General features: G+C 32.5%; 18 protein-coding genes and 1 tRNA gene. 10 read left to right on the top strand and 9 right to left on the bottom strand.

Features of this window, described 5'->3' with window-relative positions; translation table 11 throughout:
• The first annotated feature begins 22 nt into the window (after positions 1-22).
• Entirely contained in the window at positions 23-376 is a 354-nt protein-coding gene (locus H526_RS0122125) for a hypothetical protein (RefSeq protein WP_027395042.1), read from the top strand.
• A gap of 17 nt (positions 377-393) precedes the next feature.
• Entirely contained in the window at positions 394-1,743 is a 1,350-nt protein-coding gene (locus H526_RS0122120; protein WP_027395041.1) for a tyrosine-type recombinase/integrase, read from the top strand.
• 117 nt (positions 1,744-1,860) lie between these two features.
• On the opposite strand, the gene H526_RS0122115 is transcribed toward H526_RS0122120, so the two are convergent.
• Positions 1,861-1,933: transfer RNA gene (locus H526_RS0122115), tRNA-Met, on the bottom strand.
• A 388-nt stretch (positions 1,934-2,321) separates the two neighbouring features.
• On the opposite strand from H526_RS0122115, the gene leuC reads away from it, so the two are divergent.
• The 4 genes from leuC (at position 2,322) to leuB (ending at position 7,050) form a co-directional block, all read left to right on the top strand.
• Positions 2,322-3,719 (top strand): 3-isopropylmalate dehydratase large subunit, encoded by a 1,398-nt coding sequence (leuC, locus tag H526_RS0122110; protein ID WP_027395040.1) that lies wholly within the window; start codon positions 2,322-2,324, stop codon positions 3,717-3,719.
• Positions 3,720-3,737: 18 nt separating this feature from the next.
• A complete protein-coding gene (gene leuD / locus H526_RS0122105) occupies positions 3,738-4,334 on the top strand; it encodes a 3-isopropylmalate dehydratase small subunit (RefSeq protein WP_027395039.1) in 597 nt (198 codons plus the stop codon).
• Between the two features lie 107 nt (positions 4,335-4,441).
• Positions 4,442-5,965 carry an alpha-isopropylmalate synthase regulatory domain-containing protein gene (locus H526_RS0122100; protein ID WP_027395038.1) on the top strand — a complete coding sequence of 508 codons (1,524 nt, stop codon included), beginning with the start codon at positions 4,442-4,444 and terminating at the stop codon, positions 5,963-5,965.
• Positions 5,966-5,991: 26 nt separating this feature from the next.
• Positions 5,992-7,050, top strand: coding sequence for a 3-isopropylmalate dehydrogenase (gene leuB, locus H526_RS0122095; protein WP_027395037.1), 1,059 nt, complete (start codon positions 5,992-5,994; stop codon positions 7,048-7,050).
• Positions 7,051-7,434: 384 nt separating this feature from the next.
• Here the strand turns inward: leuB and H526_RS0122090 are convergent, their stop codons facing one another.
• Positions 7,435-8,256 carry a dolichyl-phosphate beta-glucosyltransferase gene (locus tag H526_RS0122090; protein WP_027395036.1) on the bottom strand — a complete coding sequence of 274 codons (822 nt, stop codon included), beginning with the start codon at positions 8,254-8,256 and terminating at the stop codon, positions 7,435-7,437.
• A 202-nt stretch (positions 8,257-8,458) separates the two neighbouring features.
• Between H526_RS0122090 and H526_RS0122085 the strand changes: the two genes are divergently transcribed.
• Genes H526_RS0122085 through H526_RS0122075 form a run of 3 tightly spaced genes read left to right on the top strand, consistent with a single transcriptional unit; the run spans position 8,459 to position 14,321 of the window.
• Positions 8,459-11,551 carry a membrane protein gene (locus H526_RS0122085; protein ID WP_027395035.1) on the top strand — a complete coding sequence of 1,031 codons (3,093 nt, stop codon included), beginning with the start codon at positions 8,459-8,461 and terminating at the stop codon, positions 11,549-11,551.
• A complete protein-coding gene (locus H526_RS0122080; RefSeq protein WP_051336281.1) occupies positions 11,551-12,783 on the top strand; it encodes a hypothetical protein in 1,233 nt (410 codons plus the stop codon). Before H526_RS0122085 ends, H526_RS0122080 begins: the two co-directional genes overlap by 1 nt.
• Positions 12,784-12,797: 14 nt before the next feature.
• Positions 12,798-14,321 (top strand): glycoside hydrolase family 2 TIM barrel-domain containing protein, encoded by a 1,524-nt coding sequence (locus tag H526_RS0122075; protein ID WP_245591223.1) that lies wholly within the window; start codon positions 12,798-12,800, stop codon positions 14,319-14,321.
• A 66-nt stretch (positions 14,322-14,387) separates the two neighbouring features.
• Here H526_RS0122075 and H526_RS0122070 read toward each other — a convergent pair whose 3' ends face one another.
• From H526_RS0122070 to H526_RS0122060, 3 genes are all read right to left on the bottom strand, one after another.
• Entirely contained in the window at positions 14,388-15,605 is a 1,218-nt protein-coding gene (locus H526_RS0122070; protein WP_027395032.1) for a glycosyltransferase, read from the bottom strand.
• A 125-nt stretch (positions 15,606-15,730) separates the two neighbouring features.
• Positions 15,731-16,975, bottom strand: coding sequence for an MATE family efflux transporter (locus tag H526_RS0122065; RefSeq protein ID WP_027395031.1), 1,245 nt, complete (start codon positions 16,973-16,975; stop codon positions 15,731-15,733).
• 108 nt (positions 16,976-17,083) lie between these two features.
• Entirely contained in the window at positions 17,084-17,380 is a 297-nt protein-coding gene (locus tag H526_RS0122060; protein ID WP_027395030.1) for an STAS domain-containing protein, read from the bottom strand.
• A gap of 508 nt (positions 17,381-17,888) precedes the next feature.
• Between H526_RS0122060 and H526_RS29820 the strand changes: the two genes are divergently transcribed.
• On the top strand, positions 17,889-19,982 hold the full coding sequence (locus tag H526_RS29820; RefSeq protein WP_035086238.1) for a tetratricopeptide repeat protein: 2,094 nt from the start codon (positions 17,889-17,891) through the stop codon (positions 19,980-19,982).
• 58 nt (positions 19,983-20,040) lie between these two features.
• Here the strand turns inward: H526_RS29820 and H526_RS0122050 are convergent, their stop codons facing one another.
• The 4 genes from H526_RS0122050 to H526_RS0122035 all read right to left on the bottom strand — a co-directional run bounded on the left by H526_RS0122050 (position 20,041) and on the right by H526_RS0122035 (position 26,389).
• Positions 20,041-24,000 carry a DUF6923 family protein gene (locus H526_RS0122050; RefSeq protein WP_051336280.1) on the bottom strand — a complete coding sequence of 1,320 codons (3,960 nt, stop codon included), beginning with the start codon at positions 23,998-24,000 and terminating at the stop codon, positions 20,041-20,043.
• 322 nt (positions 24,001-24,322) lie between these two features.
• Positions 24,323-24,940, bottom strand: coding sequence for a matrixin family metalloprotease (locus H526_RS0122045; RefSeq protein WP_027395028.1), 618 nt, complete (start codon positions 24,938-24,940; stop codon positions 24,323-24,325).
• A gap of 389 nt (positions 24,941-25,329) precedes the next feature.
• Positions 25,330-26,055, bottom strand: a complete 726-nt coding sequence (locus tag H526_RS0122040; RefSeq protein ID WP_027395027.1) for a LytR/AlgR family response regulator transcription factor — start codon at positions 26,053-26,055, stop codon at positions 25,330-25,332.
• Between the two features lie 13 nt (positions 26,056-26,068).
• Positions 26,069-26,389 carry a hypothetical protein gene (locus tag H526_RS0122035; protein ID WP_027395026.1) on the bottom strand — a complete coding sequence of 107 codons (321 nt, stop codon included), beginning with the start codon at positions 26,387-26,389 and terminating at the stop codon, positions 26,069-26,071.
• Between the last annotated feature and the right edge of the window lie 2 nt (positions 26,390-26,391).

Here is a 26,391-nt window from a genome sequence, read left to right as displayed (position 1 = left end):
TTTACAGCAATTAAGTATCAAAATGAATACTAATGAAAAATTTATAGAGCTATCTGAAATATCTAAAATTTTAAAAGCTAAAAATATTGGAACAGCTCAAAAATGGTGTGAAAAATTAAAACTACCCATTCTTGCAATAGGTAGAAAAAAAATGTCATACAGATTTTTAGTAGAAGCAGAAATGGACAAAAGAATTATTCAAATCTTTAAGAAAAAAGATCCAGATAATTGGGAAGAACTGTATCGTCTATATCGAGAAAATGATCACTACGGATATTCAATTGTAACCCAAGGAAAAACCAGAAAAAAGGTCAAAGCTTCCTTGAACACTAAACCATTATGCAAGGAAGCAATTGAGTTCCTAAATGACGAATGAAAACTAAAAAATAAACTATGAAAAAAAAGAAGTTACCAACCAAAAAGGGAAAAGGAATGTCAGTTTTCTGCCAAATGACAAATTGTAAAAAGAATTTTGGATGGACTCAAAAAACCGAAAACGGGAAAGTCATAGAACCTACTTGTGGTTTATCTAATAAAAAAATATCCCAATGCAAAAACCTTGAAAACCATAGATACAGAATTGCTATTCATGTTCCTGGAACCGCTAAAAAAAGAGTATACAAAACTTTAGTATCTGCAAGATACGAAGAAGCCCTTATTGAAGGAATAGAATACAGGACAGAGTTTATTGAAGAATTAACCGGTCAACAGAGTATTAATCATGAAAAAATATATTTAAACTACCTTTTCTCAGCACAAATTGAATACCTGAATTTCCTAAGAAACGTTAACGTCCCCGAACACGAAAAAAAAGAAAGAACAGATAAATACATAAAAGAACAGAAAAAATGTCTTTTACTATTCAACAAATCATTGACTAAAAATAAGATAAATAAAAAGCTAATTACAATTGAAAAGATCACTCCGACTCACGTAGGGTTTTATCATTCTTACCTTCTAAGCGATATGAGTTATTCCAACAGCACATATAACAAAAAAATGAGTTCCTTATCCACCTTCTTTGACTGGGCTATTGACAAATACTCTATAGACAAAAAGAATCCTTTCCAAAATGTACAGAAAAGAAGTGAGTTTGTCAACAAAGATTCAATAACCAAAAAAGAATTTGACTCTTTATTAAAGACCATAACACCAGAAAAAGGAGTGGTTGTTTCAAAAAGCAAAAAAAGAAACTTCAATAGAAATCTATATAGACCATTTCTAAAAGATGCAATCAAACTTGCACTGCACACCGGAGGGCGTAGAGAAGAAATTGTAGCTCTACGTTGGAATATGATTAAGGAGATTAACAATAAGCCTGCATTTATACACGTAAACAATTTTAAAGTAGAGCGAATGGCTGGCGAAGCAACAAAAGACAAAGTGAAACCAAAAATATTCCCTATAACTGAAGGTTTAATGCAAATATTAATTGATCTCGGTTACAAAAACAACATAAACAGCAATGATTATATCCTTTCCCCTGACAGGACTAATCTCTCAACAGTTTCTATGATGGATTTAATATCCAAGGGTTTTAACCACTATTACAGGCAACTTAATACAGAAAGAAGTCTACTCTTTAAATGCCTTAGAAAAACCTATCTCACTTATTTAGAAATGGCAATGAAAGGGGATGCGAAAAACCTATCTTCACATTCTACAGATGAGATCTTACAGAAGCATTATATAGATGAGAAAATTGTAAGTACAGCCGTTAAAAAATTAAATATTTTCGAATAATAAACAAAAAAACCGCGCACCGATACCGCGCACCAGCGCTTAAAAAACATAAAATAAAGTTGAAATTTCCCTCTAAAAATAAAAATAACCCCTTGAAAATCAAGAGGTTATTTGTTGTAGCGGGAACAGGACTCGAACCTGTGACCTTCGGGTTATGAGCCCGACGAGCTGCCTACTGCTCTATCCCGCGATATAAGATAACAAATTACTTGTCTTTAAAACTTTGAGTTATGAGCTCAACAAGTTTTTATCTTTCCTTGCGGACGGCAAATATACAACCTTTTTTAGCTTTACAAAGGATAATTAACAAAAACTAACATTTTTTTTACACCAAATTTTCTTAAGGCTTGATTTTAAATCATATACTCTAATTAAAAATAATAGTATTCATTAAAATCAATATCTTTTTTGTCAAATTATCTAAAATTCTAGCTAAAATTGAGATATACTTAAAACTACTCCTCTCTTTATAGTTTTATTAGCTGAAATCTATCGTAACTCGTAAATTTACCTCCTTTTTAACATTTTAATAAGAAGATGCTAAATACATCATCTATATAGTAGTAAAGATCATAAAAATGAGTAAGACGTTATTTGACAAAGTGTGGGATTCACACGTAGTAAGAAACATTGAGAATGGACCTGATGTGTTTTTTATTGATCGCCATTTCATTCATGAAGTAACTAGTCCAGTAGCTTTCTTGGGATTAAAAAGTAGAGGGAACACTGTTTTATACCCAGAACGTACTTTTGCAACAGCAGATCATAATACACCAACTATAAATCAACACTTGCCTGTAGAAGATCCTTTATCTGCAAATCAACTAAAAGCCTTAGAAGAAAATGCAGCAGCTTGGGGGATTTCTCACTGGGGATTAGGGCATCAAAAAAATGGTATCGTTCACGTAGTAGGACCAGAAAATGGAATAACATTACCAGGAGCAACTATTGTTTGTGGCGATTCTCATACATCTACGCATGGTGCTTTTGGTGCTATTGCTTTTGGTATTGGAACATCAGAAGTAGAGATGGTATTGTCTACACAGTGTATTATGCAACCTAAGCCAAAGAAAATGAGAATCAATGTTAATGGAGAACTTGGTTTTGGGGTAACGCCAAAAGATGTTGCATTATATATTATTTCTCAATTAACAACCTCTGGTGCCACCGGTTACTTTGTAGAGTATGCTGGCGATGTTTTTAGTAATATGACAATGGAAGGTCGTATGACTGTATGTAATCTGAGTATAGAAATGGGAGCACGAGGAGGAATGATTGCTCCAGATCAAAAAACATTCGACTACATTAAAGGAAGACCATTAACTCCAAAAGGAGAAGCTTGGGATACTGCTATGGAATATTGGCAAACCCTAAAAACAGATGAAGATGCTGTTTTTGACAAAGAACTTACTTTTAATGGAGCCGATATTGAGCCTATGATTACCTATGGTACTAATCCAGGAATGGGTATTGGTATTACCAATACTATACCAGATGCAAAAACTATAGAAGGTGGTGTTGCTACCTATAAAAAATCTTTAGGATATATGGATTTTAACGAAGGTGATGCCATGATCGGTAAACCCGTCGATTATGTATTTTTAGGGAGTTGTACCAATGGTAGAATTGAAGATTTTAGAGCTTTTGCTTCCATTATTAAAGGAAAAAAGAAAGCAGAAAACATTACTGCTTGGTTAGTACCAGGATCACACGAAGTAGAAGGACTTATTAAAAAAGAAGGATTGTTAGACATCATCACCGAAGCAGGATTTACATTGAGAGAGCCTGGATGCTCTGCATGTTTAGCAATGAATGCAGATAAAATTCCAGCAGGAAAGTTAGCAGTTAGTACATCTAATAGAAATTTTGAAGGAAGACAAGGACCTGGTTCGAGGACTTTACTCGCAAGCCCTCTGGTTGCAGCTGCAACAGCAGTTACTGGAGTAGTAACAGATCCAAGAACACTTTTAGCATAATTAAAAAGAATAAACAAAATGGCGTACGATAAATTTAATGTAGTAACCTCTACTGCTGTACCATTACCAATAGAAAATGTAGATACGGATCAGATTATTCCGGCACGTTTTCTAAAAGCTACAGAGCGTAAAGGTTTTGGAGATAACCTATTTAGAGATTGGAGATACAACAATGATAATACTCCAAAAGAAGAGTTCATACTAAATAACCCTACATATAGTGGTAAAATACTTGTTGGAGGTAAAAATTTTGGATCAGGATCTTCCCGTGAACACGCCGCCTGGGCTGTATATGATTATGGATTCAGGTGTGTAGTATCAAGTTTTTTTGCAGATATTTTTAGAGGTAATTGCCTTAACATTGGTGTTTTACCTGTACAGGTAAGTCCAGAATTTTTAGAAAAAATATTTAAAGCTATTGAAACAAATCCTAATACTGAGATTGAAGTAAATCTACCTCAACAAACCATTACAATCAAAGCTACTGGGGAATCAGAATCTTTTGATATTAATAGCTATAAAAAAGAGAATATGCTCAATGGGTACGATGATATTGATTATCTAACCAAAATGAAGTCAGAAATTCAAGAGTTCGCAACAGCCCGACCTTTCTAACTATATAATTTTTTGGGCGTTCAAGCGGGCTATCATTTCAATTCCTCGCACTTCGTTCCTCAAGCTGTGGGATTTTCATTACTATCCCTAACGCAAAAACAAATCGTATGAGTAAACGATCAATAGAAATCATGGACACTACGCTCCGAGATGGTGAACAAACCTCTGGGATCTCATTTTCTGCTTCAGAAAAACTAACAATAGCTCGGCTATTAATCGAAGAATTAGGTGTAGATCGTATTGAAGTAGCATCCGCTAGAGTATCCGAAGGTGAATTCGAAGCAGTTAAGAATATTATTGATTGGGCAAATGAGAATGGGTATATTAACCAGATAGAAATATTAACCTTTGTAGATGGTGGTAAATCTATACAATGGATGAAAGATACTGGGGCTAAAGTTCAGAATCTTCTTACCAAAGGATCACTAAACCACTTAACATACCAATTAAAAAAAACTCCTGAACAACATTTTGGAGATATTACAAAGGCTTTTGAACAAGCAACACAAGAAGAAATTACTACAAATGTATATTTAGAAGATTGGAGTAACGGTATGCGTAACTCTTCTGAATATGTATACCAGTTTCTGGATTTCCTATCTACACAGCCTGTAAAAAGAATTTTACTCCCTGATACATTAGGAGTCCTTATACCCTCCGAGGCGTATGCATATTTATCTTCTTTAAGAAATAGATATCCTCATATACATTTTGACTTTCACGCTCATAATGATTATGATCTTGGAGTTGCGAACGCTATTGAAGGAGTTAAGGCTGGTGTAAATGGTTTACATCTTACTATGAATGGTATGGGAGAGCGAGCAGGAAATGCTCCTTTAGCAAGTGTAGTTGCTGTAATTAATGACTACCTTCCAGAAATTCGTATTAACGTAAAAGAATCCGCTATCTACAAAGTAAGTAAACTGGTAGAAACCTTTTCTGGATTTAAAATCCCTGCTAATAAACCTGTAGTTGGAGATAATGTATTTACACAAACAGCAGGAATCCATGCTGATGGAGATAACAAGCACAATCTATACTTTAATGACCTAATGCCTGAGCGTTTTGGACGAAAACGTAAATATGCATTGGGAAAAACTTCAGGAAAAGCTAACATTGAAAAAAACCTTCAAGAATTAGGGTTAAAGCTTAGTGCCGAAGATATCAAAAAAGTTACTCAGAAGATCATTAAGTTAGGTGATAAAAAGGAAGTGGTAACTCAAGAAGATCTACCATATATCATTTCGGATGTATTAGATAGTAAACTCTATCAAGACAAAGTAAAAATCAAATCTTATGTCTTAAACCATGCAAAAGGGTTAAAACCTTCTGCAACACTTGCTATTAAAATGGATGATGAGGTTCTTGAAGAACATGCTCAAGGTGATGGTCAGTATGATGCATTTATAAATGCCTTAGAAAAAGTATATACTCAAAAAAAGAAGAGTTTACCAAAATTAATTGACTATGCCGTTCGGATCCCACCAGGAAGTAATTCTGATGCACTTTGTGAAACTGTGATCACCTGGAAAACTGAAACAAAAGAATTTGTGACCAGGGGACTAGATTCTGATCAAACTGTTTCTGCCATTAAAGCAACAGAAAAAATGCTAAATATTATTGAATTATAATAAAATAGAACTGAGAATATAAACATATGGAATTAAACATAGCACTACTAGCTGGTGATGGGATTGGTCCCGAAGTTATCGATCAAGCAGTAAAGGTTTGCGATGCAGTTGCGAAAAAATATAACCATCAAATAAATTGGACATCGGCATTAACTGGTGCCGCTGCTATTGACGCGGTTGGAGAACCGTATCCCGATGAAACTCATGAAATTTGCATGAATGCAGATGCTGTGTTGTTTGGAGCTATTGGTCATCCTAGATTTGACAACGATCCTTCTGCAAAAGTACGTCCGGAGCAAGGATTACTGAAAATGCGCCAGAAATTAGGTTTATTTGCTAATGTAAGACCAACTTTTACATTCCCTTCTCTAATTGATAAATCTCCTTTAAAACAAGAAAGAATTGAGGGAACCGATCTAGTTTTTCTCCGCGAATTAACTAGCGGTATTTATTTTGGAAAAAGAGGTAGAGAGGATAATGGAGATACTGCTTATGATACGTGTACATATACAAGAGAAGAAGTTAAGCGTTTAGCTAAAAAAGGATTTGAGATGGCTATGACACGTGAAAAGAAATTATGTTGTGTAGACAAAGCAAATGTATTAGAATCTTCTCGATTATGGAGAGAAACAGTACAAGCTATGGAAAAAGAATATCCAGAAGTAGAGGTTAGTTATGAATTTGTGGATGCTGTAGCCATGCGATTGGTACAGTGGCCGAATTCTTATGATGTATTAATCACGGAAAATTTATTTGGAGATATTCTTACAGATGAGGCTTCTGTTATATCTGGATCTATGGGATTAATGCCTTCTGCATCTCTTGGAGAAAAAACGGCTTTGTTTGAGCCTATTCACGGATCATATCCGCAAGCTGCAGGCAAAGACATTGCCAATCCGCTGGCAACAGTATTATCTGCAGCTATGATGTTTGAAACAGCTTTTGGACTTCAAGAAGAAGCTCAGGTAATTCGTAATGTAGTTGACAAATCGTTAAATGAAGGTGTAGTAACCGAAGATTTAGCTGGAGATCAAAAAGCTTATAAAACTAGCGAAGTTGGAGATTGGCTTACTCAAAACATTTAATTTTAAAATAAAAAAAGGAAAATTTTGCAGTTTTCTCAAACTGTTGGATTTTCCTTTTCTACAATTAATCGTGAAACAAACTTATTTACTATCCTTTTCTTACCTAAATCTGATACTAAATAAAAACTTCTAATAGTTCACAATAATTGATCGATTCTCTTAAAGTAGTACCTATAGCAACACCATTAGAAATAACCGATATATCTTTATTTACATCCGAAATTTCCCAACTCTCTCCAATATTACTTTTAGTAGTTTTCTTACATAAAACGTTTTTTAATTTATTACCACCCTATATTTTTTCTTTAAGTATGGGCTCGAACTTAATGGGATAGTTAATCATAATTTCCAGGTTTAGGTTATAAGATTTGAGTAGATTTAAAGTTATGCCACCATAGCTGGAGCTGAATTATTATAAATCTCAACTACGGGTTCACTAATCATAACATCCTCGTTAGTTGACATTGTAGGTAAAACATTATAATTAAGCCATATCGAGAACAATTTATAAGGGATTTCTAGAGAGTCCTTTAATCCTATTTTAGAATCATCCATATGTACCCATTTTTTTAATGGCTGTTCGAAAATACTTCTTGCTGTCTGTTCTTTTCCAAAATACTTCTTCATTCTTATAAACATCTCTACATCAAAAAGCCATTTACTCATAAAACTCTCTGCAAAAACAATAGGAACTAATTCCGCTTTATATACTTTAGCTCCACATTGTGTATCATCTATTGATAGTCCTACGATCAAAACTATGAGTATATTAATTACCTTAGACAATAAAGATCTTATTTTATCTTTTTCTATTGCTTCTGAGGCATTTTTCGCTCTAGAACCAAAAACAAAGTTTAATTCATTGTTTGTTTTTAAAGTCTTTAATAGGTCACCAAAATCCTCGAAATCCGTAGAAAGATCTGCATCGATAAACCCTATATAGTCTATTTCCACAAAACTATATAAGTATCGAGATCCAGCTCTTACAGCTGCAGCTTTACCTCCATTCTTTTTCATGTCCACTATACTTACTTTAGCAGGATTTACTTCTTTGATTTCTTGTAGAACTTTTAGTGTATTATCTTTACTTCCGTCATTTACAAAACATAAATGATAGTCATTTTCTTTACTAATAAATTTTTTAAAAGCTGTTACGTTTAATCTTTTTTCCTCGTTATAGCACGGTATGATAATTCCGGTTTTCATAAACATTATTTTGGGTTACAGGTCAAAAGTATGATAGGTAGGTAGCCGAAAGTCGGGTAATTCGACCATTATAAAAAAGCTATCGATGAATGGTATTGATCGAAAGACGTACCACTCGTCGAAACCCAAAGCTTTATTGTATATTTAATCCAAAGAAAGTTTCGTGTATATTTAAAGGGAAGTTTCCGCTTAGGGTTATTGAATGGAGAAAAGAATTACAAACAAATATTTAATCAGTGCTTTACTTATTGGAGTTTTATTCCATGGTTCTAGTATCTTCTTTACACTAGAAACTACTTATGACGCATTGATTCATCTATTTTTTGCGGACCATTACGCATCCAGCTGGTTTGAGCCTTGGAACTATAGTTGGTACACTGGTTTTACGGTTATGGGATACCCTCCATTAGTACACCAAAGCATAGGATTATTATCTCTTATAGGAGGTCTTAAGTTTGGGCTTTTTACAGTAGGTATCATTGCTATCATTCTATTTATAACAGGAGTATATCGATTTTCGTTACTGATGACTGGCAAGAGAAATATTGCTGGATATGCCGCATTGGTTGCTGTATTCTCGTCTTCTTTTGTAGAAACCTTACATATCTTTGGTCAATTACCAAGTATTATTGGAATCTCAGTTCTGATGCACGCATTACCGGAAATTTATTTGTGGATCAAAACCGGAAAATACAAATATTTAATTCGAGCTTTTAGTCTGTTAGCTGTTACAGTAACCTCTCATCATGTTACTCCAATTTTCGGAATGATCTTTTTTATATTTCCGCTTATCGGAATGGTAATTATGGATAGTGCTAAAGATCAAGTCGGTTCGTATTCTGCTATTCGATTTAAAACATTTTTAAATACATTCTTTAAGCTTTTTTGGAGAATTGTAGGTTTTGGCATGGGGTCTTTAACGCTTATCATTTTTTGCATTTTACCTTATTGGATTAACACCAAAAATAACCCTATTACTCAGGTTCCTATCCCGCATGGTTCTAGAGATAATTTTTTAGAAATTACTTCATCTGGACTCGTTTTCTTCTTAATACCATGGGGAGTACTTTTGTTTATTTTTCCTTATTTATTTTATCGGTATTATAGTAAAAGATACTTATTTTTTGGTTTATCCTTGACCTTACTAAGTATATTAGGTACAGGAGGAACAACTCCTATTCCTAAAGTCTTACTAGGTGATAATGCTTTTAATATCCTAACACTAGATAGATTTACATTGTGGGCTTCTATTATGTCGTTGCCCATGTTTGGAGAATTCTGTTATCGTTTTATAGAAGGAGATATTAAGAGTGCCCTCCAAAGAAAATTTGGTAGCGTCTATCATCGAATATTGGGAGGTTCTCTAGCCGGGGCCTATATTTTCGTATGCATATTTACCATGAGTCTAGGATATTTTAGACCTTCTCAGCCTCAAAAAATAAAAATGCTTCCGATTTTGAATTTTCTGAAACAAGATCAGCATGATCATTGGCGGTATCTGCCACTAGGTTTTGGAGATCAAATGGCTTGGTTATCTGCTCAAACCAATGCAATGACAGTAGATGGTAATTATCATTCTGCAAGAAGACTTCCAGAATTGACTTCTAGAGCTGTCGAAAGATTAGAAAACTCCAAATTTAGAGGAGTAGAAGGTATTGGGTCATTACAACAATTTCTAACAGTCCCTGAAAAATACAATTTAAAATATGTATTTTCTAATGATAAGTTTTATGATCCAATTCTTTATTTCTGTGGTTGGCAGCGACTAAGACAATTAGAAAACGGGATAATGGTTTGGGAAAAATTAAACATCCCGCCCATACCTAACATTATTCCAAAAGATGATGTTGCTTTACCTCTAAAACTAATGTGGGGTCTAATCCCGGTAATAACAGTTTTACTTGCTTTTATTATCAATATTCAAGTAATCTGGATCCAAGCTCTTAAAACCAGAGATCAAAAACATCCAGATTTTTTTAAGTACGGAATAAAATACAAAGACTTTAAAAATTATATGATTCGTTTACAGCATATCTGGGCCATATTACTTTTATTAGTCATAAGTTATGGTAGTTATATTTTTTACATCAAAAATGCTACCCAAATAAGTCCACAAAACGTGGTAAAAGCATATTATGATGCGTTAGACTTCAAAGAGTTTAAAAGAGCATATAGTTATATTGACCCTGAAAGTAATAAAGAAGAAGATCAATATATGTTAGAAATCGCTGTAACAGATGGTTTATTGAGTTCTTATGCTAAGATGGATGAAATCAATGTTGAAATTCTAGATCAAACCGATAACACTGCAAAAGCCAGAGCTACTACGTATTGGATTACTCCATTGGAAAGAATAGATAAAGTATTTTACTTAGAATTAGTCAAACATCAAGGAAAATGGTTCGTAAAACCACCTAATTATGATCTTGACATTCCTCCCGATCAATTATTTTCGCAAAATAAAACTCAGTTTTATAATCACGGAAGAAGAAGAATATCCTCCGAACAAACCTTTCATGAAGATGTTTTAAAACAGCCCGTTTTAGAAGTTCTCTATGCAAATCTTGTTAAAAATGATACGATATATACGGTAGTTGGAGAAATACAAAATATTGATAATGTACCAGCAGATGTTGTGATAAAAGCTACACTTTATGATTCTGAAAATCAAGAATTGGCCGTCTATAATGCTAAAGATCAAATGAAACATAAGCTCGTACCTAAAGAAATTACTAGTTTTAGAATTAATTTTGAAGGAATTGCCTGGATGAATAAAGGTGAACAAAAACCTAAAACCTTTAATCCAGATGAATTTACTGCGATAAGCCTAACAGATTCTCCAATAACTTTTAATTTACAATGTGCAGGTAATGTAGCTACAACAGATTTATATAAAGGACTTGCTCTTTCTGAGGTTATAGTCAATAAAAATAAAGTACACGGGCTTTTATTTAATTCTGGCTTACAAGAAATCACTATACCTCAACTGATTATATCGTATTACAACAACCAAAAAGAGCTTGTATGGGTAGATCATTCTTATGTTAGAGAAGGGATCAGACCTCAGCGTAAAAGACCATTTACTTATGAATTAAAAGAAATAAGCAATTTAAAATCTATAAGTCAGGACATGGAGAATATTTTTATTAATGGATTGCCTAATAAAGATATTAGTAATAAAGTAACTCCTAATAGAAGAAGAGATCAAAAGGATTATTCCTTTATACCGGTAGACGCAACTGGTTATAATTTTATAAAAATAGAAGTTAACAATTATATTGGAGCACCTAATTAATGAAGCTAAGAACACGTACATACTTATTATTTTTAGTGATTCTCATTTTAGGGTTTACTACAAGCAATCCAATTATTAAGAATATTCAAAAAATAAATATTACAACGCTGCAAGCTAAAAACACTTATACTGCTGGTGAAGAAATTATTTTGAGATTTAAAGCAGAAGAATCTAGTGAAATTTCTCTTATTGTAAAAAGCTCTTATGGGATATCAGTTCTTAATTCTCAAGAAAGAGAGGGCAATTTAGTTTTTAAAATCCCTCCTTTTTTATCTCAAAAAAGAGGGATAATTAATTATAAATTAGTTCATAATCTGCAAGAGATTTACTCAGGAAGTTTATACATCAGAGCCTCTAAAATGATTACAGAACCTCTAGAATCTTATTTAGGTCCGACCAGCATTACTGCAGGAGGAAAAGATTATGGAATGTTCACAGTAATACCCTCAGACACATATGACAATCCGATAAGAGATAGCACTTTGGTAACAATCAAACATCAATTTTTAGATTTAGAAAAAGATGCTGAGCTATTTATAGACGATTTTATTGTTTGGAAAAACATATATTCTTATCAAAAATCAGGAAGAATTCTTGTCAGTGCAAATACAGGTAATTTAGCTTCAAAAGAATTTACACTTAATGTTTTTCCATCACAAGCTCAAGATTTTGAATTAAAGGTTTCAAAAAAACACGAGTATGCCGATGGAAATCAAATTGTAAAATTTTTTACTTCTGAAATTAAAGATGAATATGGTAATACTATAAGTGATGGACGTATCGTAGAGTTTAGCATTCTAACAAACCATAATGAACAATTACGAGCTTCTGGAACTACTATTAAGGGTGTGGCAACAGGATATATGATACATCCAGCTAAAGCATCATCATGGACTGCGCAGGCCTTTATACCCGAAATGGCAGATAGTGACCAACTTACTTTAGAATTTAAACCCGCAGTAACAGACTATACAATTACTTTTGATAAAGGAAAAAGAAATATTAAAGTAGGAGCTATCTTAAGCTTTATGAATCAAATTATACCGGATGGTGCCATGATTTCTTTACACGTATATAATAATGATACATTGACAGATACATTTACTGAATTTTCTTCTAAAGGGTTTGTAGACTTTTATTTATCAAATGATTTCTTTCCAGCGGGAGAATATACTTTAGAAGTTACAGGAATGGGCATTACTAAAAAATACGATCACATAGTATTGGAATGAAGAAACAAAATAAAATGATATACAGATCTTTCATTATTATTTCATTTATAATCATAAATGGACTTATCCTCTTTGGTATAAGTCAAACATTATCTTTTCTCAATACTGGTGCAGATCGATCTATGATGCTGCATATTGGTGTAAAAAACAAACAGGCATATATACCCAAAGTCGCTTGGAAAGACTCCATTAATCCCGCAAGATCTATTGAAAAACAAACCATGATGGATATTCAAAAAGACTATATTAATTCTTGGTATGTTAGAAACGTAGGATATAAGACTTATGACTCACTAGGGATTTTTGATTTTTATACAGAAAGTGCTCGTGAAAATTTGATAAAAAGTATCGAATTCAATTTAGAAAAAAATATAAAAGTGGTTAGTACTACCATAAATCACAATCTAGCTTTAGATTTTTATAGTGCTGATGGTCAATTAGTAGTTTTCGAAGATCAAAATGTAACATCCTATACTCAGTATTTTAAAGAGAATGAGTTACAGTTTGAAGCAACAGATACTTCTGATTATAAAATAGCCATGCTCCTAGAAGATGGATTCTGGAGAGTGCGTCATATCGTTAAACAACCTTTATCAAAACCAGATACCATACAACAAAAGAAATCCACATATGTAAAAGGAAAGAAAATTATAGTTGACAGTAGTACCTATCAAATAAAAGGCATTAATTATTATCCTCAAAAAACTCCGTGGAATATGTTCGGCGATAATTTTAAAATTTCCACCATAAAAAAAGATTTTGAAATTATTAAAAATGCCGGACTTAATACTATTAGAATTTTTGTTCCCTATAAAGAATTTGGCAAAGAGTATGTAAAAGCCGAAAAACTGCAAAAACTAAAACAAGTGTTGGACTTAGCAGAAGACACTAACTTAAAAGTAGTGCTAACACTTTTTGATTTTTATGGAAATTATGCCATTGACGATTGGACTTTTACGCATAGACATGCAGAGCAAATCATAAATGCCGTTAAAGATCATAATGCACTCTTAGTCTGGGATATTAAAAATGAGCCTAACTTAGATTTTGAGAGTCGAAGAAAAGAAACCGTGCTTGCTTGGTTAAAGGAAATGATTCGTCAGGTACGATCATTAGATAGTACACATCCTATAACAATTGGTTGGTCATCTATAGAATCAGCAAATTTATTAAGTGATGAATTAGATATTATTTCTTTTCATTACTATCTGGAATTAGAAAACTTCTCTCAATCTTTTAGTACTATATCCTCAATAGATAAACCTCTTGTGCTACAAGAGTTTGGACTATCATCTAATAGAGGATTATGGGCTCCGTTTGGAAATTCGAAAAAAGATCAAGCTTCTTATCACGAGAAAATGCAAGAAATTATACAACAGAATGAACTCCACTATATGTCTTGGACATTATATGATTTTGATAATATTCCTACGGAAGTAGTTGGTAGATTACCTTGGCGCAAAAATGCTCAGAAACATTTTGGTTTTATTGATGCTGAAGGAAATAAAAAAGATGCTTTTCAATTTATAAGTTATTGAAAAACATCTTTGGATAAAACATATAAACACTTAATTATTAAATATACATAAAGAACATCCGTTTATTTAAACAGATACTCCTTGTAATTCTTTCTCGTTCTTTTTGCTTTTACCTTTCTTAATATTCTTAAAAGTATCTAAGTACATTTTGGTTATTCTACTCATCGGGAATGCTGTTGCTGCTTTATAATTTGCCTTTGCTAATTGATTTCTATATGCAGTATCAACTACTAGTTTTTCGATTGCCGTAGCTAGGCTATCTGTACTTTTAGGATCAAAAAACTCTCCCCTATACCCTTCTTCTTTTACTAATATACTAAGATCACCTAGATCAGGCATTACCACAGCCTTACCATAGCTTCCCGCCTGGTGCAATACACCAGAACTTCCAGTAGTAGAGGTATAAGGAAATACCACCATGGCACTTTCTCCAAAAATTACAGGAACATCCTCCTCTTCTACATATCCTGTAAATGTTAATTGTGGTACATCTTGATATTGTTTTTTTACATTTTCTAAATATCCAGGTGTATTTGGGTTATCTGTACCCGCAATAACTACTTCTAGATTAGCACCAGTAGCAGCTCTTACTTTTTTTACTGCATCAATTAAAATTTCAACTTTTTTATAGGTTCCAAACTTCCCAAAAGTCATAACCTTGAGTGGCCCATCCGATAGATCATAAGAAGGCTCTTCTGGAATCTCAAAAGTCCCATGAGGAATAAGTACTACATTTTTGGCATTATATTTCTTTTCAAGAATATCAACATATTTACTTATCGTTACCGCTACTCGATCGGATGCTAATACAAATCTTGTTAATGCTGTTCCAATCCAATTAAACACCGTTTTTAATACAACATTATTTGTAAAACCAGCTTTACCTAAATCTACTTGCTCCATAATATTGTGTAACAAAACAACCGTTGGAATCTTTTTCATTTTACATAAAAAAGGTAATAATAAACCTAAGGCAGCAGCAATCTTCTTATCTCCAAACTTCATAAATTGAAGATTAAAAAGAATCGCTTCTGGTTTTGTTTGCTTAACGGCTTTCATAACCGTTCTTATATTTTTATAACTATTAAATTTCCAACAGGACTTTACAATCACCTTACAACCTGCTTCTTCGAACTCTACATTAGCCTCCGATTCCGAAATATCCGTCAACAAGATTAATTCGGTAACCCCTTGTCGTTGTCTAAAATGCTTCACCAAATGAAATGCATATTCATTTAATGTTACTTTACTTGGTGGATACGCAGTTACAATTGCTAATTTCATAATTGTAAATTTATATTAAACTTGGATTCTAAAGTGATACCACAAATATGTACTATATCTCTTTAGGACTACATTTATTTTCGTTGAGATGCAATTTTATATCGACGAATGTAAAATATACTAATTTAGTTTGAATTTTCCCCATATTTATAAAAGAAATACGCTAGCTGAACAACTAATAAAACAGCCATTGCAATTATTTGTACCAATACTACTTCTAGCAAAGAACTATGAAAAAATATGATCAATAAAATTTGAGAAACTCCCAATAACCCCGAAACTACGACTGGTATATACTGATCTAGAGACAAAAAGTAATAAGCAAATATGTTAGACACTGCAAACAATGCAGTTGCAACAGCATATTTCCAAAGTAACGGAGCCATTGATAAATATGCGTCTCCAAATAAAACGTGGATTGCTAATTCTGGAAAAAGATAACAACCCAAAACAACTACAGAGGCTAGCCCTACAACATAGCCGACATATTTAACCAAGATTGGTGCTGTAGCTTCTCCTAACTTTTTCTTTTCTATTACCGCTGGTAATAAAAGCATCACGAACATCCAAGTAACAAAATACACCACTCTTCCTATAAGGGCTAAAGAGGCATATAATCCGGCATCATATTCTGCAAAATAATGTTTAACTAATAGGATATCACTATTATTAATTATAATTTGGGTTAACTCATAAAAAGCGGTAAGTATAAAAAATTTACTAATCTGACTCGTTTGTTCTTTACTTAACACATTTCGCACCCGCAAAGAAAAGTTCTCTTTCTTAAAAGGTAAGAGACCAAAAAAGAATGAAATTACAATACCTGTTACTACTAAAATCGAAGAGCTTATTTGCGAGATAGTAAAAATCAACACCAATGTAATAATCAATCGACTAAACATTTCACCTTGATAAGTCCAAGCCAATTTTTCAAACCTTTTAGTGCCTTGAAAAAATCCACGATTTACGCTCATTATAAAATAGATCGGTACTCCTAATCCAAAAATGGTGAACATTAATGAAGAACTGGTATTAAAAAGTTCTTGTAATTGTTTTGAAAAAATAATCATCCCTGCCCCTATAATGATACCAGTAACACCAGCATACTTATACACTAGAGAAATAAAACTTCTAAAAGAATCATTCTCAAATAAAACAGAAAACTTGGCCGTTGCTAATTGAAATGTCATCGCTACAAACGATAATACCAGTAAAAAGGTAATTAACAACGCCGCATCAGCAAATAACTCAGGGCCTAAAATCCTTCCCAATAATAAATTATATAAATAATTTCCAGCGTTTACTACAATAACGCTAAGCATAAATTTCTGCTCTGCCGTAAGTTTTGGAATAAGCGTACTAATAGTCATTTCTAAAATCTTAAATACCTGTTCATTTTTTCTTTTCTATCAATTTTGTTACCACTTTGAGATACATTACAACTTTCTTATAATGATCATTAACTTTTAAATTTTTTACTAAAGAAAATTCTTCTTTAATATAATATTCATTTTACCAAAGGCCTTGTTAATCATATCATTTTCGGATCCAATCATATAAAATATTTTGTTGTTTTTAATAGCTCTATTATATAGATTAGTTAGCACTTGAATTCCGTAGGCATCTATTCTTCTTACCTTTTCTAGGGATAATACTATCTTTTCAGAAGAGCTCATTAATTGTTCAAAATGATGTTTCAGTGACATTGTATTTGTTCCTTCAACATTTCCTTCTAATTCATAAACTCCATAATTATTAGTTATTTTAAGTGCCATATCATTTTATTTTAGGTTATACTGCAAAGATGTCTTTCCTTTTTAATTCTAAACTCTAATTTTAGATAAGCTACAAGTTAGTATAGATGAATGGTGAAAAATAACAGATTGATTATAAACAACTATTAATCAGTCTTATGTAAAATTAGATATATTAGTCGGCTAAACACTACTGTAAAACCACAACAAAATTAAGGTCTGAATCAAAATCCGTGTATTACAACCATTTTACTTGTTTTTTATCGATTATTTTAACTTTTAATTAACTTTTTTAGGAAGAAAAAACCTCCTCTAAGTATTCTTTTTAACATCTAATAAGCCTTATTTTCATTTCAAATTATAGAAATCCGAATAAAAAGTTGAAAATTCCCTTAAAAAAAGTACGTTAATGTTTTTCGTTATTAAGACAAAGACATACCTTAACTACCTAAACTTTATGTAAAGATTATACTAATAAAAAAATATTCTGAAAAGATATTCTTACCTTGTTAACAATGAAAAATTGTCTATGAACAAAGTATTATTTTTAATGCTCTTTCTTTGTATTAGCCATATCTCTATGGGACAGGATATGAAAGAAGGATTTAATCATCTCGAGAATGGTGCATACGATAAAGCCAAAGTTTTTTTTCAAAATATCCTTCAAGAATATCCCGATAACCGAACAGCAAAATTATGCTATGGTAGGGCAATTGGTCTTCTTGGTGAATCCAAAAAAGCCGTTGCTATTTTTACAGAATTAAAAACAATGTATCCGGATGATTACGAGATAAAACTTAATTATGCTGAATCATTATTATGGGATAAAAACTTTAATGCAGCTGAAACATATTATGAGCGTATCGTAAAGGAAAAACCAAATAGCTTTGCCGCTGTTCTTGGTTATGCTAATACGCTCTCTAATTTAAAAAAGTATCCTTCTGCTCTAGAAACTGTAAATAAAGCCTTAGAAATACAAGTTGGTAATAACAATGCACTAGTATCTAGAAAATATATTAGACTCGGGTATGCCTTTACTTTGTCTCAAAATAAAGAGTATGATAAAGCTTTAACTCTTTTAGACCAAAATTTAGAAGATTTCCCTGATGACAAAGATACATTACTAAACAAAGCAAATATTTATTTAGTGATTAATCAGTATGCTGATGCTGAAGAGATGTATTATAAAACTGCAAAAAACCGTAAGGATAGTATCATATCATTACAAGGATTATCACTCGTTGCTCATAAAATGCATAAAGAAAAAAAAGCGCTTGATTTAGCTAAGGAATCTTTGAAAAAAGCCAAAACCCTAGAATCGGACAATGAAATTCTTCTTAGTTCTTACGAAAGATACGTACAAGCCTTGTTTTGGAATAGAAAATTTAAGGATGCTAAAACTTCTATTGATGAACTTAAAAAAAAATACCCTGGTAATTCTAAATTATCAAGCCTACAAGCAACTTATGGAATGTACACCAGTGATTTTGGAATGAGTCTTGATCAATACAGTACTATTCTTGATTCTGATAAAAGTTCTTTTGATGGCAATCTTGGGATTGCTAATGCCTATAGAGCTTCTGGCCTGGATATGAAAGCGTATGAATTTGCATTTAAAACGCTCTCCTATTATCCGAAACAGTCAGATGCGGAAAAATTAATTTCTGACTTAAAAATTTCTCACACTCCTTTTGTTGAAAACAAAACAGCATTCACTTTTGATAATGGAGATAATGAAGCTATTAGTACAAGTTTTAATACTGAAATACCTTTGTCTACTAAGCTAAAGATAAAAGGCAGCTATTCTTTTCGATCAACCGAAAATACCAGAACCAATATTAAAGCTGAGTCACAGGAAGCTTCAATTGGTTTGGATTATAAATTTAGCGGTAAAATTAGTCTAAAAACTTCTTTAGGATTAAATAACTCTAATGCCGAAACAGATAGTTATTCAGGGATTATTGCAGAAGTTACCTTAAGTACTAAACCTTTTAAGCTTCAGAGTTTAGATATAGGATATAAAAGAGAATTCCAAAACTTTAATGCGGACCTTATTGATAGGGAAATAGTCATGAATAATTATTCTATCAATTATAATTTAGGCACTAATTTTAATTTAGGATGGTACACGCAAGCTATCTACACCTCTCAATCCGATGATAATAGTAGAAATTTACTCTTCACATCATTATATTATAATGTATTAAACAGACCCGTATTAAAGGTTGGATTGAATTATCAATATATATCTTTTAAAAACCAAGTGCCAACTATATATTTTAGCCCTTCATCATTTAACTTAGTAGAGGTTTTTGCTGAAATACTAAACAATCAAAATAATGATTGGTTCTACAGTCTTAGTGCTGCTTTGGGTCGCCAGTTTGTCGAAGAAGATCCTGCATCAACTACGTTTAGAGCTGAAGGTAAGATAGGGCACCATTTTTCTAAGAGATTTACAGCAAATATTTATGGCAAATACAGTAATATCGCTTCAGCCACTGCAGCTGGATTTGAATTCACGGAAATTGGCTTTAAACTAAAATGGTATTTCTTAGAGAAACCTCTTTTTAATAATAAGATCGAAAAACTAAATCTTCAGGCTTATAAATCACAAGTAAAATAGCGAGAATAAATTATTTTATTCTCGCTATTAGACCCCAAAACTCAACCTAAATCTTTCATTATTCTTTCATGAAACTACCTTGATATTTTCTCTTATTCGTATCTGAAACTACATATTTATATATTCCAGTATGTAAATCTTGAGCATCAAACTTAGCTTCATTGCTAGATATCATTTGTAATTCTTCATTTCTTACGATTCTTCCTAACATATCAACAACAGTAATCGTTATCGTTCCTTTTAAGGTCTCAGGCACTCTTATAAAAGTGGTTGCCTGAAATGGATTCGGATAATTTAGTACGTTCTCTACTTTTTCCTGAATCTCATACTCTTCTGTGCTCAATACTGTATTATTCGAGAAAACTAATTCAGAAATCTCAACATCAAAGGATGAAAAGTTTTGATAGTCTCCTTGGATAGAGAACACAACGCTTCTTACGTCTGTTACATTGACTGATACGCCAGCTGCATTTTTAAAATCTGCAAAAGCTATATTATATAGTGTGTTATCAGAATTCGCTTCTATTGTAAATCTTAATCTATCATTCCAATCAGTAAGGTCTTTTGTTACCAAAATAACTTCAATATTGCTGGTAGTATTCATCTCGAACTGTAATGCGTCATAGTTTTCTACATTTAGTGTTAGATCACCTGCTAAAACATTTCTGAAAATGTTCATCGTTTCTTTTACCTCTCCTCTTACAGCAACACCTCTTTCTATTGTGTAGTTCTCATCAGAAGTCGCTTCGGTTTGTTCTAAGATTTCAAAACTTTCTAGAACTACTGCTTCTTCTCTATAATCAACTCCCCAAGGTCCATCTGCTAAGTATAAAGCATCTATTTGAGTAGACTCTTGTCCGTTGATAGAAAATCCAATGTCAAATAAGAATCCAGTATCTACTTTTATTTGCTCTCTATATGCTCCTGATAAAGAAACTGTTTGTCTTAATGCTACTTCAGAAGACAACTCAGTTCGTCTAATGTTTCCATCAAAATTCATTGAAGATGCTCCAGATTTGTTTACAATATCTAATACTAATTCTCCATTATCATATCTTCCTTTTTCTACGAAAATGGTTGGTATTCTATTAGATACTTCATGACTTCTCATTGGTTTATCGGCAATAAAAGTGTCTAAAATATGATTTGCAATATTAGCAACTTGCGCTACAGAACCACCCCAAACTTGGAAGTTTGTATAATCTCCTTCTGGATAGCTATCAATGTTCCACAGACTATAGATTTCATTTTCAGATTCTCCTTCTTTTATAGAAAAAGTCAAAGCATATTCTATTTCTCCTGTAGCTCTTTCTATACGAGTACTAATAATCGTATGATTTCTAATCACTACTGTTCTTAAATCTAATAATTTAGATCCGTTAAGACGATCACATATAGTCTTAGAATGGTCATAAATATTTCCTGTTGTTGTAGTTGCTAATCCTGCAGCTACTCTTTCTTCATTTTGATAATAGTCTACAGAGAATACTGAATTAGCATTCGTTATTCCAAGTAAATCTTCTGGACTAGATACATAAGTAGATTCTGATCCTACTACTCCTGTAGTAGGGAAATAAAGGCTTAAATCTTCATTATTTCTGGACTTATATGATACAACACCTGGTTGAAATCTTTTCTGTGATTTCTTAGTATTAAAAATCAAGTTTGACTTCGTTCTGTTAAAATTACGTTGCGCTATTAAACTTGCAAGATCTCCATTACTTTCTAATCCTCCATCATTAGCGGATGTAACATCTGTAGCACTATTTATGTCTGCATAATTATCTGTTTTAATCGCCGTTATTGGACTTGCTGTAATATAGAATAATGCATCATTAAAATCCTGATCACAAGAAGCGTAATCTCTTCTGATATCCTCAAATCCTAAAATTATTCTATCAGAATCTGGATCGTTAAGTAATACGTTATGATATCTTAATGTTTCATCACTTTCTGGATTATAATCTGGATTAGAATATAATTGCCAGTTACCTGTATCAACACATCCATCTTTCCAAGCATCCGCTAACAACACCCATCCTATACCAGTATTAGGAGGAAAACTACCGATACTAACTTTATCACCTACTTCTAAATCTCCACCACTTCCTACTGCAGATACATTAGGAAAAATAATAGTGATGTCTTCTGGTTGCGGAATTGTTTCGTAAGGGTTGTCTGCATCATATGTGTAAAAACCTAACGTATTTTTATAACCAGCACCTTCTCCTACAAAGGTGATCCAGATTTCAGCATCTTCTTGTAGAACTACATCAGTATCGTATCCAGATGAGATATAGTGTGGATTAAAATCGGGCACAGGATATCCTTCTGGCAATGCATTATTAATCATATCAACAGTTTCCTGACTTACTACATCCTGACCATCAAGATATAATGGCTTTCCATTAGAATCGAAATCTCCTAAATAATTATATCTATCACAGATTGCAGGTATTGGAAAACTTGCAGGAGTCTGACCTCCATTTTCTGAATCAAAACCAGTTTTTCTTTGATCGTAGTGATCATCTAAACCATCATTATCAGCATCAATTCCTGAAGGATACGTTTCTACGTTCCCATCTCCATCACTATCATACGCTTCAGTGTTATCAGAAATACCATCGTTATCAGAATCTACATCTAAGTGATTATAATCGTTATCTCCATCTGTATCAACATCTCCATTCGTTGATCCTCCGAAATCTGGATCAAAATTATCATCTAATCCATCTCTATCTTCATCTGTATTAGAAAGTCCTAAAAATGTAGTTGAATCTTGCCCTTCGATAATATCTATAATTCCATCATTATCAGAATCAATATCATAACAATCATATACTTGATCGTTATCAGTATCTAAAGGAATAAATTCAGTTCCTAATTGATCTGTATCAAATGCATCAGCAATCCCATCATTGTCTGTATCCTGATACCCAGCATCCTGACCATTACAAATACCATCATTGTTAGTATCATTACTTCCAGCTCCAGCTTCTACGATATCATAAATTCCATCATTATCTGAATCAATATCTAAGAAATCAGGATTTCCATCACCATCTCTATCAAAAGCATCTTGTACTACATTATCTCCATTACCACTAATATCATTATCCAAATAGTTAAACATCCCATCATCGTCACTATCCCCATAAGGATCTACTCCATTACATTCTAAAATATTAGATAATCCATCTCCATCACAATCAGCATCCATAGAATCTAAAATCCCATCACTATCTTTATCTAATGGTGATATACCACTTGCGCATTTAAATCCATCATTAGAATTCGTAGTTTCTGTTAAGTTCAATAATGTAGCGGAAGGATTTGTACCTTCATAGTCATTAATTAAATATAACCCACCATTATTATCAGAAAAATATAATCTGTTATCTGTATCTGCATATGCCGCTCCAAATGTGCTAAATGGTAAATTTTCAACAGATTTACTAGAAAACACCGGAGTTCCAGAAGACAAATCCCATTTAAACAATTTACCTCTACTACCTCCGTAAAAAGCACCATTAACATATACAATATCAGCACAAGTACTTGGCGCTGTAACATCTGCTTCTACAATTTCGAATTGCGGAGAATAAATCCCATCATAATCTTTTAAATTAATAATCTTGTGAAAAGTTCTTTTATTATTATTTTGAAACACCCACAAATTCCCATCAGGATCTACATCGGCAGCATAACCTCCTCCGAATACTGTAGTACCATTAGGAGCTACTGCACCTAAATCTATAATCATATCTTTTGCAATTCGTAATAAATGTTTATCACTCTTTTTAATTGCGTACAAAAAATTATCTACAGCATTATATCCTCCTGCATTATATGAACTATAAGAATGTAATGCTTCTGAATATGAACCTGTAATAGGATCATACGCTTTCATAGATCCTGAAATTACTTGATAAAACGTTCCATCATTACAATCAAACTCCTGCTGAGCAGAAATTGATAAGCTTATTATTGCGGTTAAAAAAGTAAAGATTCGTCTCATAACAATATAGATTTTCGGTTTGGATTACTCCAAAATTAATTAAGACTTGTAGATAATTAGTAAAATACTCGTTCCGTGCACTTTCTAGCCCGTTGGATGGTTTAGTTTGTTAGATAAGTGGGAATTAAGCAATAATATTAAATAAGAGAGCGGAATAAATAATTATTTATTCCGCTCTCTGGGGCAAAAACAAAACCAAACTCAAATCTTCAAATCATAATCTCTAAACTATTTTGTATTCTGTGCGAATTAAATTTATCAGAATGTTTTCTTGAAAAGGTTTATTAGCTTATTATATTATGAGATCATTGGTTTATTAGTTTTATTCATCAGAATTAATACTTAAAATACTTTCTATCATTGTGTTAATTTGATTTCCATCAAAATCTTTTCTTAAATAAGGTCTAACTCGTGTCATAATATTTCCCTCTACATCGCAATGAAAAAGTCCAAGAGCGTGTCCTATTTCATGAGGACTTGTAGATTGAAATAAAAACTCATCCGTGATTAAAGCTCTTTGTCTAAGTCCAATACCAGCGATAGCAATTGTATTAGTTCTAGGTATTACATATATATTCAAACGATCTTGTTTATAAGAATCTTGGGTTTCTCTACTAAATACCGCTGATTCATTACCTCTATTATCCTTAAGGTCATACAATTCGCTATTAATAACGACTCTTGATTCTCCCATTTCTATTCCGATATCGTTTCTATTAAAAAAACAACCATTTAGAAATTCAAGATATTTAGCTTCATCCAGTTGATACATTGACTTATCATGATTTTCAGAAGGAACTACATATATTATATCAACAAGCAACTTTGCTGTTGGATTATCCACAAATATTGGTTCTATGAATAATGGTGCGGAATCATCTTCTACTGAACATGAATAGGTAGTTAAGAGGATCAGTATAATAGGTAACAATTTTTTCATAATTTCTGAAGATTAGGGGTTTATAAATAATCAGAAACTTAATTTTAGGCGCGCATACTTTTCCGTTTCATTACTTTAAAGTTACCTAGATATAGGTGTTTAAACGAGATTTTTCGGTGAGTGGTAGATATCCATCGATGAATCGGTATTTTATTGAAGATCAAGCGTTTCATCGATTTTCGATAGATAGGCTATATGAGGCTGTGACGGCACTAAATTAAGGGGTGTATCGACGAATGGTTTCTCATAAAAGATTTAAAAAAGAAAAATGCACTAATCTTATTATAAAGATTAATGCATTTTTTATACAGTATGCGTATTAATTTACTCCATGGATACTACAATTATATCCATTAAGTGAATATTTTTGATAGTGTTGGATTATTTTATCATAATAAGTTTAAGCGTTTCATCAATTCGGGGCGATTAGATCGACTTACAGGAATAACATCTTTAGCTATTAAAACACTATTATCTTCGATATCGATAATTCTTTTGATATTTATTACATAAGACCTGTGCACTTTTAAGAAAAGATCATCTGGTAATTTTTCTTCGATCTTTTTTAAAGTAGAATGTACCGTATAATTCTGCCTTTCTGTTTTGATCAGAATATAATCTCCTTTAGCTTCGACTATTAAAATTGTTGGGATGTCAATCTTTATAAGCCTTCTATCAATATTCACGTAGAGATCATTCTCTCCAGATGAAATACCCGAAGGTTCTTTATTATCTTTTACAGCAGCGGGACCAGATTTCACATCTGGAGTACTTTCTGCTTTTTGGATTGCCTTAACAAAACGCGGTAATGTTATTGGCTTGACCAAATAATCTACAATACATTCATATTCAAATGCTTCTAGAGCAAATTTCTCATCCGAAGTGGTCAATATTATTTTTGGAGGATTCTTTAATGTCTGTATAAAATCAAAACCTGTAAAGTCAGGCATATGAATATCTAAAAATATTAAATCAACCGAATTACTATTTAGGAACTTGATGGCCTGAATTGCATTCGGAAATTCATCAACTACCTTTAATTGATCCACCTGAGAACAAAGCTGTTGAATAATTAACCTTGCAGTTTCTTCATCATCAATAATAATACAATTCATAAGCGTAATGTTTTTATATAACCTTCAAAAAATCTTCAATACTCTCTAAAATTAGCATAAATTTTGGATATAGCGAAGTGTCATCTTTTTTTAAATCTTCTTCAAAAGCAACAGTAACTTTGTACTGAGCCTCGAATCCAAACATTCCAATTTTATGTTTTAGCTTGTGAACATCTTTTGCAGCTTCAATATAGGCTTTTGCATTATAATTCTTTAAAAATTCTTTTTTTTCTTCTGGAAATTCTTTCTTTATTATTCCAATTACCTTTTGTTCAAATTCTTCAGAACCTGCCGCCAGGTCTTTAATGTAGTCTAAGTTTGGGGCTTCTATCATGT

The organism is Aquimarina latercula DSM 2041 (assembly GCF_000430645.1).
Classification (GTDB): Bacteria; Bacteroidota; Bacteroidia; order Flavobacteriales; family Flavobacteriaceae; genus Aquimarina; species Aquimarina latercula.
The sequence above is the reverse complement of the archived record's forward strand: the minus strand, read 5'-3'. Positions and strand labels throughout refer to the sequence as shown.

Excerpts from the sequence above, each read along its gene's own strand:
- H526_RS0122085 (WP_027395035.1), top strand. The coding sequence starts at position 8,459 with ATGGAGAAAAGAATTACAAACAAATATTTAATCAGTGCTTTACTTATT.
- H526_RS0122045 (WP_027395028.1), bottom strand. The coding sequence starts at position 24,940 with ATGAAAAAATTGTTACCTATTATACTGATCCTCTTAACTACCTATTCA.
- H526_RS0122075 (WP_245591223.1), top strand. The coding sequence starts at position 12,798 with ATGATATACAGATCTTTCATTATTATTTCATTTATAATCATAAATGGA.
- leuC (WP_027395040.1), top strand. The coding sequence starts at position 2,322 with ATGAGTAAGACGTTATTTGACAAAGTGTGGGATTCACACGTAGTAAGA.
- H526_RS0122080 (WP_051336281.1), top strand. The coding sequence starts at position 11,551 with ATGAAGCTAAGAACACGTACATACTTATTATTTTTAGTGATTCTCATT.
- leuD (WP_027395039.1), top strand. The coding sequence starts at position 3,738 with ATGGCGTACGATAAATTTAATGTAGTAACCTCTACTGCTGTACCATTA.
- H526_RS0122060 (WP_027395030.1), bottom strand. The coding sequence starts at position 17,380 with ATGGCACTTAAAATAACTAATAATTATGGAGTTTATGAATTAGAAGGA.
- H526_RS0122090 (WP_027395036.1), bottom strand. The coding sequence starts at position 8,256 with ATGAAAACCGGAATTATCATACCGTGCTATAACGAGGAAAAAAGATTA.
- H526_RS0122120 (WP_027395041.1), top strand. The coding sequence starts at position 394 with ATGAAAAAAAAGAAGTTACCAACCAAAAAGGGAAAAGGAATGTCAGTT.
- H526_RS0122050 (WP_051336280.1), bottom strand. The coding sequence starts at position 24,000 with ATGAGACGAATCTTTACTTTTTTAACCGCAATAATAAGCTTATCAATT.
- H526_RS0122125 (WP_027395042.1), top strand. The coding sequence starts at position 23 with ATGAATACTAATGAAAAATTTATAGAGCTATCTGAAATATCTAAAATT.
- H526_RS0122070 (WP_027395032.1), bottom strand. The coding sequence starts at position 15,605 with ATGAAATTAGCAATTGTAACTGCGTATCCACCAAGTAAAGTAACATTA.
- H526_RS0122035 (WP_027395026.1), bottom strand. The coding sequence starts at position 26,389 with ATGATAGAAGCCCCAAACTTAGACTACATTAAAGACCTGGCGGCAGGT.
- H526_RS0122100 (WP_027395038.1), top strand. The coding sequence starts at position 4,442 with ATGAGTAAACGATCAATAGAAATCATGGACACTACGCTCCGAGATGGT.
- H526_RS0122065 (WP_027395031.1), bottom strand. The coding sequence starts at position 16,975 with ATGACTATTAGTACGCTTATTCCAAAACTTACGGCAGAGCAGAAATTT.
- H526_RS0122040 (WP_027395027.1), bottom strand. The coding sequence starts at position 26,055 with ATGAATTGTATTATTATTGATGATGAAGAAACTGCAAGGTTAATTATT.
- H526_RS29820 (WP_035086238.1), top strand. The coding sequence starts at position 17,889 with ATGAACAAAGTATTATTTTTAATGCTCTTTCTTTGTATTAGCCATATC.
- leuB (WP_027395037.1), top strand. The coding sequence starts at position 5,992 with ATGGAATTAAACATAGCACTACTAGCTGGTGATGGGATTGGTCCCGAA.